14 protein-coding genes are annotated in these 15319 nt (G+C 67.3%); 6 read left to right on the forward strand and 8 right to left on the reverse strand.

Going from position 1 to position 15319, the window contains the following annotated elements; translation table 11 throughout:
- The 3 genes from P0M04_RS01370 to P0M04_RS01380 form a co-directional block, all read right to left on the reverse strand.
- Positions 1-1116, reverse strand: coding sequence for a M24 family metallopeptidase (locus P0M04_RS01370; RefSeq protein ID WP_259449110.1), 1116 nt, complete (start codon positions 1114-1116; stop codon positions 1-3).
- Entirely contained in the window at positions 1113-2207 is a 1095-nt protein-coding gene (galT, locus tag P0M04_RS01375; protein ID WP_259449109.1) for a galactose-1-phosphate uridylyltransferase, read from the reverse strand. Before galT ends, P0M04_RS01370 begins: the two co-directional genes overlap by 4 nt.
- Before the next feature lie 334 nt (positions 2208-2541).
- Entirely contained in the window at positions 2542-4071 is a 1530-nt protein-coding gene (locus tag P0M04_RS01380) for a dipeptidase (RefSeq protein ID WP_259449108.1), read from the reverse strand.
- A gap of 121 nt (positions 4072-4192) precedes the next feature.
- On the opposite strand from P0M04_RS01380, the gene P0M04_RS01385 reads away from it, so the two are divergent.
- The gene (locus P0M04_RS01385) at positions 4193-5047 is read left to right on the forward strand and encodes a pirin family protein (RefSeq protein WP_259449107.1); all 855 of its coding nucleotides are present in this window, start codon (positions 4193-4195) and stop codon (positions 5045-5047) included.
- 67 nt (positions 5048-5114) lie between these two features.
- On the opposite strand, the gene P0M04_RS01390 is transcribed toward P0M04_RS01385, so the two are convergent.
- Positions 5115-5483: a hypothetical protein gene (locus P0M04_RS01390; RefSeq protein ID WP_259449106.1), complete on the reverse strand. Its 369-nt coding sequence runs from the start codon at positions 5481-5483 to the stop codon at positions 5115-5117.
- 330 nt (positions 5484-5813) lie between these two features.
- On the opposite strand from P0M04_RS01390, the gene P0M04_RS01395 reads away from it, so the two are divergent.
- The 5 genes from P0M04_RS01395 (at position 5814) to P0M04_RS01415 (ending at position 11556) form a co-directional block, all read left to right on the forward strand.
- Positions 5814-6905: an asparaginase gene (locus P0M04_RS01395; protein ID WP_259449105.1), complete on the forward strand. Its 1092-nt coding sequence runs from the start codon at positions 5814-5816 to the stop codon at positions 6903-6905.
- A 75-nt stretch (positions 6906-6980) separates the two neighbouring features.
- Complete coding sequence (locus P0M04_RS01400; protein ID WP_259449104.1) at positions 6981-7427, forward strand: MarR family winged helix-turn-helix transcriptional regulator; 447 nt, start codon at positions 6981-6983, stop codon at positions 7425-7427.
- A 26-nt stretch (positions 7428-7453) separates the two neighbouring features.
- A complete protein-coding gene (locus P0M04_RS01405) occupies positions 7454-8956 on the forward strand; it encodes an MDR family MFS transporter (RefSeq protein WP_259449165.1) in 1503 nt (500 codons plus the stop codon).
- Between the two features lie 55 nt (positions 8957-9011).
- The gene (locus tag P0M04_RS01410) at positions 9012-10397 is read left to right on the forward strand and encodes an efflux transporter outer membrane subunit (protein WP_259449103.1); all 1386 of its coding nucleotides are present in this window, start codon (positions 9012-9014) and stop codon (positions 10395-10397) included.
- Between the two features lie 4 nt (positions 10398-10401).
- Complete coding sequence (locus P0M04_RS01415; RefSeq protein WP_259449102.1) at positions 10402-11556, forward strand: HlyD family secretion protein; 1155 nt, start codon at positions 10402-10404, stop codon at positions 11554-11556.
- Here P0M04_RS01415 and P0M04_RS01420 read toward each other — a convergent pair.
- The 4 genes from P0M04_RS01420 to P0M04_RS01435 form a co-directional block, all read right to left on the reverse strand.
- Positions 11553-12491, reverse strand: a complete 939-nt coding sequence (locus tag P0M04_RS01420) for a 2-hydroxyacid dehydrogenase (protein ID WP_259449101.1) — start codon at positions 12489-12491, stop codon at positions 11553-11555. The genes P0M04_RS01415 and P0M04_RS01420 overlap by 4 nt on opposite strands.
- Positions 12488-13186, reverse strand: coding sequence for a fumarylacetoacetate hydrolase family protein (locus P0M04_RS01425; RefSeq protein WP_259449100.1), 699 nt, complete (start codon positions 13184-13186; stop codon positions 12488-12490). Before P0M04_RS01425 ends, P0M04_RS01420 begins: the two co-directional genes overlap by 4 nt.
- Before the next feature lie 104 nt (positions 13187-13290).
- Positions 13291-14232 carry a LysR family transcriptional regulator gene (locus P0M04_RS01430; RefSeq protein ID WP_036238599.1) on the reverse strand — a complete coding sequence of 314 codons (942 nt, stop codon included), beginning with the start codon at positions 14230-14232 and terminating at the stop codon, positions 13291-13293.
- A 53-nt stretch (positions 14233-14285) separates the two neighbouring features.
- Positions 14286-15239 carry a glycoside hydrolase family 43 protein gene (locus tag P0M04_RS01435; RefSeq protein ID WP_259449099.1) on the reverse strand — a complete coding sequence of 318 codons (954 nt, stop codon included), beginning with the start codon at positions 15237-15239 and terminating at the stop codon, positions 14286-14288.
- Positions 15240-15319 lie beyond the last annotated feature (80 nt).

Raw genomic sequence — 15319 nt, forward strand, 5'->3', positions numbered from 1 at the left:
TCATGCCACCTCCAGCCATACGGGCCGCGCGCGGCCCTGGATTGTCGTCGCCGGCCAGTTCGCATCCAGCGTCAGGTTTTCCAGCCCGCTTGCACCGAGCAGGAATGTGTCCTCCACCTTCATACCCGCGAAGCTCGGGTTGAACGCGAACGCCATGCCCGTCTCGATGCCGGTCGCGGTGCTCGGGCTCGCGACGATCTCGCGCGCCTGGTAGCCCGTGATGCCGCCCTGGTGATGCTCGCGGATCGCGTCCGGCCGGTTGACGTGGCGGTACGCGGCTTCCAGCGCGTGGTAGACGGCCGCCAGCGACTGGCCCGGACGCACGGCATCGAGCCCCGTCGCTTCGACCTGCAGCAGGTCGGCCTGCGCATTGCGCTCGTCGTCCGTGAGCGCACCGAACGCGACCCCGCGCGACAGGTTCGCCACGAGGCCATGACGCCGTGCGCAGAACACGAGCATCGCGCGTGCGCCCAGCGGCTCGGTCGTCGGCACGGGATGGCGGAACAACGGCAGGCGCCGCGCCCCGGCGGCCAGCACCAGCGCGGGCTGGATCCCGCGCCGCCACAGGGCCTGTGCGCCTGCCGCGGCGAGTTCGAGCTCCGTCCACTCGGGCCGCGCGGCGCGCAGCGTCTCCGACATCGCGGCGGCGGCGTCAACGCCCAGTGCGCGGTAGCGTTTCTGTTCTGCCGGGAGCAGGACCATGCGGCGCAGGCGCAGGCTCGCGGGCAGCGGCTGCTCACTGGTGCCGTTGCTCAGGCGCGGGTGGTCGGACAGCACCACGCCGCCATTCGCCACGCCCAGCACATAGGTCTCGCGCAGCTCCGTCTCGGCCCACGGCGCGATGTGGAACGTGAACCCCGGCGGCACCTGTTCGAGGCGCAGGCGCTCGGCTTCGATGGCGTCCGTCAGGATCACGGCGTCGTCGCGAGTGACGAGCACCTCGGCCACGCCACAATCGGCGGCCAGCAGCACGGAAGCGTCCCCGCCCGCCGTCGCCCACGCGAACCAGTCGGCGCCGCGCAGCCGGATCGCCTGCGCGCCCGCCTCCGCCAGCGCGGCTCGCAGCAGCGCGAGCTTGTCGGCCACTTCGGCAGTCAGGGTATCGAGGGCGCTCATGCCTCGTCCTCCAGCCGCACCTCGACCTGCTGCAATTCGTAGGCGGTGGTTTCAGGCAGCACGTCCATCGCGAACATGCCGGCGCCGATCTCCGTGCCGGCCAGGTATTTCAGCCGGTCGCGCGTGCGGTACGGCGGATAGAACTGGCAGTGCAGCTGCGTCTCGGGGTGGTCCGCGCCGTCCGTCGGCGCCTGGTACCACGTCATCAGGTATGGGAACGGGCGCTCCCACAGGGTGTCGAACTTGAGCAGCACCGTCTTCAGCGCGCGTGCCAGGCCGGTGCGCTGCGCAGGTGTCAGCGCCGCGAAATCCTTGCACGGCGCCGTCGGCATCACCCACACCTCGTACGGGTAGCGCGCGCAGGCCGGCACGAAGGCGATCGCCTCGTCGTCGCGGTACACGACGCGCTTCTCGTCCGCCGCCTCGTCGCGCGCCATGTCGCACAACAGGCTCGTGCCGTGCTGCAGGTAGTACTCGCGTTCCTGCGCGAGCTGGCGTGCGGGCACGGGCGGCACGAACGGGTAGGCGTAGATCTGGCCGTGCGGGTGGTGCAGCGTGACACCGACTTCGGCGCCGCGATTCTCGAACGGCAGCACGTACTGGATGTGGTGCTGGCCGCCGATCCTGCGCGTGCGGTCGCCCCATACTTCCAGCAGCAGTTCGATGCGCGACAGCGGCAGCCGGCCAAGTGCCGCCTGCGGATCCTGCGTGAACACGACGACTTCGCACTTGCCGTTGGCGGGCGCGGTCGGCACGGTGAGTGTCGGCGGCTCGTGGGCGTCCAGCGCCAGCGACGGGAATCGGTTGTCGAACACGGCGATCTCGTAGTCGCCGGCCGGCATCTCGGTCGGGTGGTCCGGATCGCGCGTGGGGGCCAGCGGGTTGTACTGCGGCGGCGGCTGATACGTGCGGTTCTGGCGGAACGCGGCATACGTGACCCATTCGCCGCGCAGCGGATGCCAGCGCAGGTGCGGGTTCGCATGCTGCGGTTCGGCGAAGGGACTGGTCGCGACGATGCCGTCCGGGATGGGCCGGTTGCTGTACAACGTCAGGTCTCTTCCGTCAGGTTTGATCAGTTCTTGGCTGTGCATGGCATCGACAGGTCAGGCATTGCTACGTCAGGTCTGATCCTATCATGGCGTTTTCGCCACATTTTCTTGGCGCCACCTCTTGATTTTCCGACAATCAACGGGGCGTACGGAGGCCAGTCCGGCGGCCGTGGCCCGGCCTGCTGTCTCTCCTAGGGGAATGGGTATGTAGTCCCTATGAAGACCATGCCTATGTAGGCATAAACCTACAAAACTTTTGGAAGGATTTACACATTTTGGCGAGAAGCCGGCCTACATGACTGCCGGGCGTCCAAAATCGTGAAGCGCCCCCGGGAGCGGGCCCGGGCGGCGCTGGAATGTGACAATTATCTGGCGCTTATTTGGCCAACTCGGCGAGCACGGCCGTGTACATCTGCAGGTTCAGCAGGAGCTGCTTCGTGGTGATGAACTCATGCTCCGAATGGCCCGTGTAGACCGTCTTTGGCATCGCCGGGCCGAAGCTGACGGCATGCGGGAACAGGCGCGAATTCGTGCCGCCGCCGATCGCGACCGGCTTCGGATCCTTGATGCCCGTGAAGTAGGCGAACGTCTTCATCAACACCGGCAGCTGCGGTGCATCCTTCTGCACCCACGGGTCGCCGATCTGCATGTTCACCTTCGCCAGCTGCACGTGCGCGCCCTGCCACTGCGCGAGCGCGGCATTGATCTCGTTGGTCAGCTGTTCCGTGGTCTTGCCCTGCGGCCTTCTGATGTTGATCGCCACCTCGATGGCGCCGCCCTCCTGCTGGCGGATCACGGTCGGCGCGAACGTCATCGGCCCCATGAACGCATCGCGGTAGGCGATGCTGCCGAACTTCTCGCCGTAGTAGCCGGTGCCCACCATCTCGTTGAGGAAGTTCACCAGCGCGCCTGCCGTCGTGTCCGGCCACGCCTGTACGGCGAGCGCGTCGGCCAGCATGCTGATGGCGTTGACGCCGTCTTCCGGCTTCGACGAGTGCGCCGACAAACCTTTCGCCGTGACGAGCAGGTCGCCGTCCTTGCGCTCGAACCGGTAATGCATGCCGGTCTGCTTGCCGGCGCGCGCACGGATCTGCGCTTCCAGTGCCGGCGTCGCGTTGGCGATCGACGCTTGCGCATCCTCGGGAATCTGGCTGCCGAAGAAACCGCCCTTGAATGCCTTGACGAACGGGGCGCCGGCCGGCGGCGCGGCCGTGGTTGCCGGCATCGTCACGGCCAGCGTGCCATAGCCCTTCTCGGCCGTCACGGCCGGATACTCCGCGTCGAGCGTGATGTTCATCTGCGGCAGCGTGTGCGTCTTGATGAATTCTTCCAGCGGGCCCCAGTCCGATTCCTCGGCCATGTAGACGTACAGTTCGATGCGCCTGGACAGCGGCACCTGCAGGTCCTTCAGCGACTTCATCGCATACAGCGCGGTAGCGATGGGGCCCTTGTCGTCCTCTGCGCCGCGCGCCAGCAGGCGGCCCGGCTCGCTCGTGCGGTCCAGTTCGAACGGCGACTTCTTCCACTTGCTCGCATCGACAGGCTGCACGTCGCCATGCGCGACGAGTCCCACGCGCTCGTCGCCCTTGCCCAGGCCGACGATGGCCACGCAGCCGTAGTCCGCATAGTCCAGGCCCAGGCGGGTCGCTTCCTGCTTCAGGTAATCCTTGAACGCCTGGTGGCGCGGATTGCGGTCGCACGGGATGTCCTTGTCGGCCACCGTGTTGTAGCTGACCAGTTTGGCGAGCGTGTCGACGACGTCGTCGCGGTACGCCGTGACGGCATGTTTGGCCGCCTTGATCGCCATGTCGCCCGGCACGGCCTGGGCGGGTGCGCCCGTCGCGCTTGCTGCCCAGGCGAAGCTGATGGCCATCGCCAGGTTGCGTGCGCAAGTCTTCATATTCATTGTCTCCGTCTCCAGAATTGAAAGGGGGAAACGAGCATAGCAGGGATAGGTGAAATGCGCTGGCGACCCCTCCGGTCGCAATCGGTTATCGTATTTGCTGCACATTCGAACGACGACGACCATGACGCATAAAATCATCCGCCGAGTCCACCCCGCGCTGCGCGACGACATCGGCGACCTCATCACCCAACGCCCCGTGCCGGGTCCGCATCTCGACCAGGTCGATCCCTTCCTGTTCCTCAACCATCACGGCCCGCAGGTCTACCCGCCGCACAACCGCGGCCTGCCGTTCGGCCCGCATCCGCACCGCGGCTTCGAGACCGTCACGTTCATCCTCGACGGCCTGCTTGCGCACCGCGACAGCGCGGGCCACGAAAGCATCATCGGTCCCGGCGGCGTGCAATGGATGACGGCCGGCCGCGGCATCGTGCATGCGGAAGTGTCGCCGCGCGAATTCATGGAACGCGGCGGCCCGCTCGAGATCCTGCAGTTGTGGGTCAACCTGCCCCCCGCGCTGAAGATGACGGCGCCCCGCTACGTCGGTCTGCAGCGCGACGAGATACCCATCGTGGACAAGGGCGACGGCGTGCGCGTGCACCTGGTGTCGGGCACGTATGGCGGCGTGACGGGGCCCATCGAATCGCTGACGGACGTGTCGCTGTGCACGGTGGAGATGAAGGCGGGCGCGCGCCTGCACGTGGATGGACTACTCGACCGGAACGTGTTCCTGTACGTCGTGCGCGGCGTGATCCAGGGCGTGCCGGAAACGGTCAGCGCAATGCACCTTGCGGAGTTCGATGCGGAGGGCGATGAACTGGACATCCTGGCCGACCACGACAGCGTGCTGCTGCTGGGCCATGCTTTCCCGATCCGCGAACCCGTCGTGGCGCACGGGCCGTTCGTGATGAACACGCGCGAAGAGATCCAGCAGGCGATTGTCGATTACCAGGCCGGGCGCTTCGGCGCGCCGATCTGAATCGCCCCGTTTGAAAGACGCCGGCCCGCACCACATCGGCCAGGCCGGCCGTGTTCTGCGCCGCGCATCAGCGCGCGGCCTGGTTGACGACGACCTCGTCGGCGAACGGCACCTGGTTGAAGGCGACGGTGGCGCCGGTGTCGCGCGTGACGAATTTCTTCGGAGCGACCGGCACCAGTTCCTCGCGCTTGCCGTCCAGGTCGACGAACAGCTTGTTCATCCGGTTCGTCACGGTGATCGTGCGGCCGTCGGTGAGACGGAACGAACCGCGCATGTGTTCGGCTTCGTCCTGGGTCAGGCGGTAGGCGGTGTGCGTCGACGACGACACCATCACGGCGCTGGCGGTGGCCGAGGACGGCGCGACGGACGGGTCGGCGAACGCGCTCAGGGACAGGGTGGCGGCAGCGGCGAAGACCAGGGCTTGTACGATACGCATGATTGCTCCAATATTAATTTTCGATATGTATAACGGACCATGAGCACGATTTCAAAATTTTTGCCGGATGCTCATCTGGTCCACCATTTTTCATATCGCCGCGTCGTTAATGTGCGGCGAGTGATGACAGTGTAGGAAAAGCGGCCCGACGCGTCATCGGGGAGACGCCAAAGCGTCGAAAACGAGGGATGAACTGTCGAAAAACCGGACCGGAATGCAGCGGATGCATATAGTTTTTGACATCCTTCCGGGCCGCTTTTGCGCTCCCTGCATGGCCGGAATCCGTTACAGTGTCGGCGTCAAAGCCATCCAGAACGAAGGAGCAGACCGATGCATCCCGTGCCCCTGGTCGCCACCACGCGTGGTTATCCGCCCGACGGCGAGCTTGCCGGCGCGCTTGCCGGCGGTTATGCGGTCGAGAACATCCACTATGGTTCGATCGCCGTCGTCGATGTGGCCGGACGCCTGCTGTGGTCGGCGGGCGATCCCGACTTCATGACCTTCACCCGTTCCGCGCTGAAGCCGTTCCAGGCCCTGCCCTTCGTGCTCGACGACGGCCCGGCCCGCTTCGGGCTCACGCGCGCCGAGCTGGCCCTGCTGTGCGCCAGCCACTCGGGCGAAGAGAAACACCTGGTGGGCGTGACGTCCATCCTCGACAAGATCGGCCTGGACGAAAGCCACCTCGCCTGCGGCTGCGCGGCGCCGCTGTACTACGACGCCGTCGGCCTGCCCGTCCCGGCCGAACGCCGCTGGCGCACGGTCCACCACAATTGCTCGGGCAAGCACAGCGGCTTTCTCGCGTGGTGCCGCCTGCACGGCGCGCCGACGGAGGGCTACGTCGATCCCGCGCACCCGCTGCAGCGCGCGATCCGCGCCACGATCGCCGACTGCGTGCAGATGACCGAAGACACGCTGCCGATGGGCATCGACGGCTGCTCCGCGCCGAACTACGCAATGCCGCTGGCGCGCCTCGCGCACCTGTACGCGCGCCTTGCACAGGGCAGCGCGGACGCGCGCCTCGGCGCCGCGCTGGGCGACCTGTTCGATGCGATGACGGCGCACCCGGAGATGGTGTCGGGCGACGCGCGCACGGACCTCGCGTGGATGCAGGCGGGCGGCGGCGACTGGGTGGCGAAGATCGGCGCCGACGCCGTGCAGGCCATCGGCATCCGCTCGGCCGGCATCGGCATCGCGATCAAGGTGGCAGACGGCGCCGTACGCGCGCTGCATCCGGCCACGTTCGCCGTGCTCGATCAACTGGGCCTGCTGGACGACACGCGCCGCAAGCACCTGGAGCAGTACCGCGCGCCGCCCATCAGGAATGCACGCGGCATCGTGGCGGGCGACGTGCACGCCGTATTTACCTTGAACCAACCGGGGTCAGAGCCCGATTTTGGGCAATTGATTAAAAACGGGCTCTGACCCTGGTGTTGTCACTTGCGCAGTTCGGTTGCTCGTCATAAAATCGATAGGTTCCTATCTATTTCATGACTAATGATGAGTAGCCTACCCGTATCGTTGGAAGAGCGCTTCTCGGCCGCGCTGCACACGAGCGCGCGCCTGTGGCGGCTCGCGCTGGACAAGCGCCTCAAGCACCTGGGCATCGGCCAGTCCGGCTGGATGACGATCGCGATGATCGCCAAGTCGGGCGAGCCGATGTCGCAGCGGGCGCTGGCCGACCTGGTCGGCGTCGAGGGGCCGTCGATGGTGTCGATGCTGGACCGCCTCGAGCGCGACGGCTTCGTCACGCGCGCGCCTTCACCCACCGACCGCCGCGTGAAACTCGTGCAGCTGACCGACACCGGCAAGACCGTCTACGCCGAGGTGCTCGCGGAAGCCTCGCCGTTCCGCGCCGACCTGCTGGCCGGCCTCGATCCGCAGGCGCTGGCCGCCGCGACCGTCCTGCTGGAGACCCTCAGGCAGCGCCTCGAGGACGGCCTGTGACGACAGCGGCACCCATCAACCGCACCATGATCACGATCTCGATCATGCTGGCGACGATCATCCAGGCGCTCGACGGCACCATCGCCAACGTGGCCCTGCCCCACATGCAGGGATCGCTGTCGGCGTCGCAGGACCAGATCACGTGGGTGCTGACGTCGTTCATCGTGGCCGCCGCCATCGCGACACCGCTGAACGGCTGGCTCGTCGACCGCTTCGGCCTGAAGAACGTGTTCCTCGTGTCCGTCGCCGGCTTCACGCTGGCGTCGGTGCTGTGCGGGATCTCGGCGACGCTGACGGAGATCGTCATCGCGCGCATGCTGCAGGGCGTGTTCGGCGCGGCGCTCGTGCCGCTGTCGCAGTCCGTCCTCCTCGACATCAACCCGCGCGAAAAGCACGGCTCCGCGATGGCCGTGTGGGGCATGGGCGTGATGATCGGACCGATCCTCGGTCCTTCGCTGGGCGGCTGGCTGACGGACAGCTACAGCTGGCGCTGGGTCTTCTTCATCAACGTGCCGATCGGCGCCATGGCCTTCTGGGGCATCTGGCGCTACATCCACCACACGGATGCGGCGCGGCGCGTCCGCTTCGATACGTTCGGCTTCGTGACGCTGTCCGTCGCCATCGGCGCGCTGCAGATGCTGCTGGACCGCGGCGAGCAGAACGACTGGTTCGCGTCGACGGAGACGTGGGTCGAACTGATCCTGACCACGCTCGCGTTTTCCTATTTCATCGGCCACACCCTGACGCGGCCCGCCGGCCAGTCGTTCGTCGACTTCCGCCTGCTGAAGAACGCCAACTACGTCACGGGCCTGATCCTGATCTTCATCGTCGGCATGGTGCTGTTCGCGACGCGCGCGCTGATGCCGACGATGCTGCAGGGCCTGATGGGCTATCCGGCCAAGCTGGCGGGCCTCGTCACGGCGCCGTCGGGCCTTGGGACGATGGCCGCGATGATGATCGTCGGACGCCTCACGGGCAAGGTCGATTTCCGGCTGCTGCTCGGCGTCGGCTTCGCCATCACCGCGTTCTCGCTGTGGCAGATGACGCATTACACGCTCGTGCTGTCGCAGTCGGACATCGTGTGGCCCGGCGTGATCCAGGGTGTGGGCCTGGGCCTCGTGTTCGTGCCGCTGTCGGCCGCCACGTTCGCCACGCTCTCCCCGCAGATGCGTGCGGAAGGCACGGCGCTGTACAGCCTCGTGCGCAACATCGGTTCGTCGATCGGCATCGCCCTCGTGCAGGCCCTCCTCGTGCGCAATACGCAGATCGCGCACGCGTCGCTGGCCACGCAGGTGACCAACGCGAATGCCGCCGTGCGCGATCCCGTAAGCCTCTACGACATGGCCACGCAGGCCGGCCCCGCCCTCATCAACAACGAGATCACGCGCCAGGCGTCGATGATCGCCTACGTCGACGACTACTGGCTGATGATGCTGCTGACCGTGGCCGTGATCCCGATGCTGCTGCTGATCCGCCCGCCGAAGCCGTCCGCCGCGCCGGCGCAGGTGGACCATGCGGCCCTCGAATAAACCGAAAGACCATCAAGTGCGACACTTCAGACTTTTACCCATCGCGGCGGCGGCATTGACCCTGCTATCCGGCTGCATCAGCGTCCCACCGGAAGCGAACAAGGCGCAAGGCCCCGACTTCGCAAAGGCCCAGCATGCGCCGGCGATCCAGCTGCCGGCCGACGCCTGGCCCGCCGAACAATGGTGGCTCGACTACCACGACCCGCAACTGAACGCCCTCGTGGCCCGCGCCCTGCGCGACAATCCGGGCTTGAGCGTCGCCGCCGCGCGCGTCGCGAGCGCCCGTGCCGCGTTCGGCGCGGAAGTGGCCAATGAAGGCGGCAAGGTCGATCTCGCGTCCGGCCTGAACCGCCAGCGCTATTCGTCGAACGGCTTCTTCCCGCCGCCGATCGGCGGGGCGTGGTTCAACGACGCGAGCGTGTCCCTGCGCGCCAGCTACGACGTCGACTGGTGGGGCAAGCACCGCGCCCTCATCGCCGCCGCGCTGGGCGAGACGAATGCGTCGGCCGCGGAAAGCGCGCAGGTGCGCCAGATCCTGGCGGCCTCAGTCGTGCAAAGCTATCTGCGCCTGCAGATGCTGTGGGCGCGCCAGGACAACACGAACGCCCTCATCGCCGTGCAGCGCGACGTGATTGCCGGCCGCAAGGCCCGCATGGCCCACGGGCTCGTGAGTCTCGACAGCCTGCAAAGCGCGGAGCAGGATCTCGCGAGCCTGCAGGAACAGGCCGCGCGCTACGACACCGACGCCGCGCGCGAACGCGAAGGCCTGCGCGCGCTGATCGGGGGCGATGCCGCTGCATTGACTGACCTCGCCCGCTTCCAGCCCGCACCGGCGATCGACGCGGTGCCGCGCGACCTGGGCATGGAACTGCTCGCACGCCGTCCCGACCTGCAGGCCGCGCGCTGGCGCGTCGAGGCGCAGCTGGGCCGCGTGGCCGCCAGCGAAGCCGCGTTCCGGCCCGACATCAATCTCGCGGCCGCCATCGGCCTCGATGCGACGTCGCTCGGCAAGCTGCTGCGCTATCCGAGCCGCACGCCGCTGATCGGCGCCACGCTCGACCTGCCCCTGTTCGACAGCGGCCGCCTGCACGCCCAGCTGGGCCAGGCGCGCAGCAGCCGCGACGAACTGCTGGCCGAGTACAACGAGGCCGTGCTGAATGCCGTGCGCGACGTCGCACGCGAAGCGGCCACCCTGCAAGGCATCGCGAAGGAGACGGCAGCGCATGCCGCGACTGACGAAGCGAGCCGCAAGCTGGCCGCGAACGCGGAAGCGCGCATGGCGCGCGGCCTCGCCGACCGCGCCGCCGTGCTGCAGGCGCGGCTGGCCGTGCTGCGCCAGCGCGACATCGACCTGCAGCTGACGGATGCCCGCCTGCAGACGCAGGTCGCCCTCGTGAAGGCGCTCGGCGGCGGCTATCACACCCAATCGAACATCAGGTAAAACCATGAGCACCCAAGCCCAAGCCCCCACCAGCAACAAGCGCCGCGTCGTCCTGGCCGGCATCACCGTCGCCTTCCTCGCCGCCGGCGCGGCCTACGCGGCCTATTACGCGCTCGTGCTCTCCAAGCGCGTGGAGACGGACAACGCCTACGTCGGCGGCAATCTCGTGAACGTGTCGTCGCAGGTGACGGGCAGCGTCGTCGAGATCCGCGCCGACGAGACCCAGCTCGTGCAGGCGGGCACGGAGATCGTCCGCCTCGATCCGTCCGATGCGGAAGTCGCGCTGGCCCAGGCCGAGGCGAGACTGGGCACGGCCGTGCGCCAGCAGCGCGAACGCTACACGAACGTGGCGCAGTACGAAGCCCTCGTCGACCAGCGTCGCGTGGAACTGAAGGCGAAGCAGGAAGATCTCGCACGGCGCGCACCGCTGGCGGCCGACAACATCGTCTCCGGCGAGGACGTCGCGCATGCCCGCCGCGCCGTCGACGATGCGAAGGCCGCATTGGAAGTCGCGCAAAAGCAGCTGGCGGCCGCGCGCGTGACGGTGGCGGGCGTCTCCCCTGCCGAACACCCGAACGTGCTGGCCGCGAAGGCGGACTACCTGTCCGCATGGCTGGCCGCGCGCCGCAACGCGATCGTCGCGCCGGTGTCGGGCTATGTCGCCAAGCGCAGCGTGCAGGTCGGCAGCCGCATCGCGCCGGGCGCGCCGCTGCTGTCGATCGTGCCGCTGGACCAGCTGTGGGTCGACGCCAACTTCAAGGAATCGGAACTGCGCGACATCCGCGTAGGCCAGGCGGCCACCATCGAGGCCGACATCTACGGCAGCAAGGTCCTCTACCACGGCAAGGTCGTGGGCCTCGGCGCGGGCACCGGCAGCGCGTTCTCGCTGCTGCCGGCGCAGAACGCGACGGGCAACTGGATCAAGGTCGTGCAGCGGGTGCCGGTGCGCATCTCGCTGGACCCGAAGGAACTGGCCGCGCATCCGCTGCGCGTGGGCCTGTCGGCCACCGTCGACGTGGACATCGCACACAAGGAAGGCAATGCCCTCGGCACGGTGGCCACGCCTTCTCCGGCCTACGCCACCACGGTGCTGAACCAGCCGTTGCAGCAGGCGCAGGCGGCGACGGATGCCATCGTCGCCAGGAACATGGCGAATTAAACGGGTTCCACCGGCGGCTCGACGGGCGTCAATGCGCGGCCGCTGCGGAACCAGCTGCGCACATTGTCCAGCATGAGCTGCGCCATCGCCGCGCGCGTCTCGTGCGTGGCGCTGCCCAGGTGCGGCGTCAGCATCACGTTGTCCAGGGCGAAGAAGCGCGGGTCGATGTCCGGCTCGTTGTCGAACACGTCCAGCGCGGCGCCGGCGATGGTGCCCTGCTCCAGCGCGGCGAGCAGTGCCGCCTCGTCGACGAGCGAGCCGCGCGCCACGTTCACGAGATAGCCATTCGGCCCCAGCGCTTCCAGAACGCGCGCATCGATCAGGTGCTTCGTCTCGGCCCCGCCGGGCGCCACGACGACCAGGATGTCGGAGTCGCGCGCGAGCGCGGCCAGGTCGGCCTCGTAGCGCCATCCGAGTTGCTGGTCCGTGCGGCCGTGGTAGGCGAGCGCCACGCCGAACATCTCCAACCGGCGCGCGATCTCCTTGCCGATGCGGCCCATGCCGACGATGCCCACGTGCTTGCCCGCGAGGCTCGTCGCCAGCGGGAAGCCGGCCGCGTCCCAGCGCCCTTCGCGCACGTAGCGGTCGGCCTGCGGCAGTCGGCGCAGCAGCGCCAGCAGGGAGCCGATGCACAGCTCGGCAACGGCCGCGTTCAGCACGTCCGGCGTGTTGGCCACGACGATGCCCCGCTGGGCTGCCAGCGCGCGCGGAATGAGGTCGTAGCCGACGCCGCACGTCGCGATAATCTCCAGCATCGGCAGGCGCCGCACGACGTCTTCCGGTACTTCATGGTTGCTGCGCGTGACGATGGCGCTCACCTGCTCCGCCAGGCCGGGCTCGCGCTCGAGGTCCGCGAGATCCACGCAGCGGAATTCGGCGTCGAGCTGGGCCTGGATCTCGGGTGCGAAGCCGCCGATCTGCAGCACGACCCTCATGCCGCCGGGCCGATCTCGAGTTCGAACGTGGTCACGCCGTCGACGCCGCCGCGCACCTTGTCGCCCGGGTTCAACGCGTCGACACCCGCCGGCGTGCCCGTGTAGATCAGATCACCCGGCGCCAGCGCGACGAGGCGCGACAGGGCCGCGATCACGTCGGCCACGGGCCAGATCATCTCGTCCAGGTTGCCCTCCTGCTTCAGCTGGCCATTCACTTCGAGCCAGATGCGGGCTTCCTGCGGGTGTCCCGTGCGCTCGACGGGGATGAGGGGACTGCACGGCGCGGAGGCATCGAAGCCCTTGGCCATGTCCCACGGGCGGCCATCCTTCTTGGCGACGGCCTGCAGGTCGCGCCGCGTCAAGTCCAGGCCCACGCCATAGCCCCACACGAGGTCCAGCGCCTGTTCCGGCGCGATGTTCGTGCCGCCGCCTTTCAGCGCCACGACGAGTTCGACTTCGTGGTGCAGCTCGCGCGTGGACGACGGGTACGGCACGGTGCCGCTGGCCGGCACGACGGCGTCCGCCGGCTTGGTGAAGAAGAACGGCGGTTCGCGGTTCGGATCGGAACCCATCTCGCGCGCGTGGGCGGCGTAGTTGCGGCCGACGCAGAACACGCGGCGCAGCGGGAAAACCTGGTCGGAGCCGGCCACGGCGAGGGCCGGGACGGCGGGAGGCGTAATGACGAAGCCAGTCATGCGTATCCTTGTAAAGACAGTGACGGTGCAGCGGCCCTGGGCCGGATGCACCGGACAGCCTATCACAATCGCAAGCTGGACGAAGGGGGCTCGCCGTCAGCGGCTCAATATATTTCCTTCGCCGCGGCCCGCACGGCGCGCAGCAGCAGGTCGGCGCCGGGCGACAGCAAATGGTCCTGGTGGCGGATGATGCCGAACGCATCCATCTTGCACGGAATCTCGATGGGCAGGATACGCATCACGTTCAGCGACGCGTAATACTGCGCCACCTCGATCGGCATCACGTGCAGCGAATCGGTCTGCTGCAGCAACGCCGTGATCATCAGCATCGCCGTCGTGTCGACGACGTTCGCGGGCGGTTCCAGGCCGGCGCGGCGGAACATCATGTCGAAGCGGTAGCGCAGGATACTGCCGTGCGGCGGCACGATCCACGGCAGCGGCGCGATGTCCTGCAACGTGAGGTTCTTGCGCTCCAGCAGCGGATGGCCAGGGCGGACGACAGCGCAGGCCGGTTCTTCCGTCAGTTCTTCGTAGATCAGGCCGGACGTATCGCCCGTGTCGAAGATGCGGCCGATCATGAAGTCCAGCGTGCCATGCTGCAGCTTGTCCAGCAACAGGTTACTGGTTTCCAGTTGCACACCGATGCGCAGCAGCGGGGCTTCTTCCTTCACGCGGGCAATGGCGCGCGGGAGCAGCGCCATCGCGGGTGTCATGATCACGCCAACCTCGACCTGGCCCGTGAGGCCGGCCTTCAGGGTCACGATGTCGTCGTGCGCCAGCGCCAGGCTCGTCAGGGCCATGCGCGCGTGACGGATCATCGTCTCGCCGTAGATTGTCGGCTCCATCCCGCGCGGCAGACGTTCGAACAGCTTAACGTCCAGCATTTCCTCCAGATCCTTGATCTGCTTGGAGGCCGCCGGCTGCGTCATGTGCAGCTCGTCCGCCGCGCGGTGGATGTTGCGGTAGTCGTCCAGCGCGATCAAGAGCAGCAGTTGACGCGTCTTGAGGCGGGCCTTGAGAAACCAGTTGGGATTGGTCGTGTCCATCAGACAATCATATCAGTATCGATATCGGTATTGCGTAGATTTACGCAAAACTTTTATCGCTTGCAGGCTGCCGACGGATTGGCGGCAGGACCTTTTTCCGTCTGCGGCACGGGCAGGATCTTGCCGTCCGGACCGTAGTGCAGTTCTTCCATGGCGACCGAACGGCGGTACTCGCCACCCGTCGGCAGCTTGCCGTTGTGATAAATAATGTAGGACTTGCCGTTGAAGTCGATGATCGCGTGGTGGATCGTGCCGACGTTTGTGTTCTTTTCCATGATCACGCCGCCGTACGACCATGGGCCGGTGGCCGTCGGCCCCGTCATGTACACGGTCTCTTCCGGGAACTTGCGCGAGTACGACAGGTAGTACTTGCCGGCGTGCTTGTGCAGGTAGGACGCTTCCGTGAACTGGTCCAGGCCGACCGTGTGGATCGGGCCGTCCAGTTCCGTCATGTTCGGCTTCAGTTTGGCGTACTTCATGACGGTATTGCCCCAGTACAGGTAGGCCTGGCCATCGTCGTCGACGAAGATCGCCGGGTCGATGTCGTCCCAGCTGATTTCCGTCTCGTGCGTCATGTCGTTCGTGATCAGGGCCGTGCCCCGCGCGTCGACGAACGGGCCCGTCGGGCTGTCCGACACGGCCACGCCGATCGCCTTGCCGGGGATGGTCTTGTGCTCGACCGTCACGTACAGGTAGTACTTGCCGTTGCGCTTGGTGACGTCGCTCGCCCAGGCGTCCTTCGCCGCCCACTTGAACGTGGAAAACGGCACACCGGCCGGGTGCTCGGTCCAGTTCTGCATGTCGCAGCTGGAGAACACCTTCCACTCGTTCATCACGTAATCCTTGCCGCCCACGGGCGCTTCGTCGCGGCCCACGTACAGGTAGACGCGGCCGTTGTCGACGAGGGCCGCGGGGTCCGCGGTGAAGATCTTGCTGGTGAGGGGATTGGCGGCACCGGCGAGCGCCGTCGTCGCGAACAGCGTCGCGGCAAGCGTGGTCTTGAGCATGTAGTCTCCGTTGTTTTTTGTGGAATCACCGGCGTTGGCGGCGCCGGGTACAGCCGCGGCCGCGCCCGCCCCCGTGTGGC

It is taken from the genome of Telluria mixta (assembly GCF_029223865.1).
In the GTDB taxonomy this organism is placed as follows: Bacteria; Pseudomonadota; Gammaproteobacteria; order Burkholderiales; family Burkholderiaceae_D; genus Telluria; species Telluria mixta.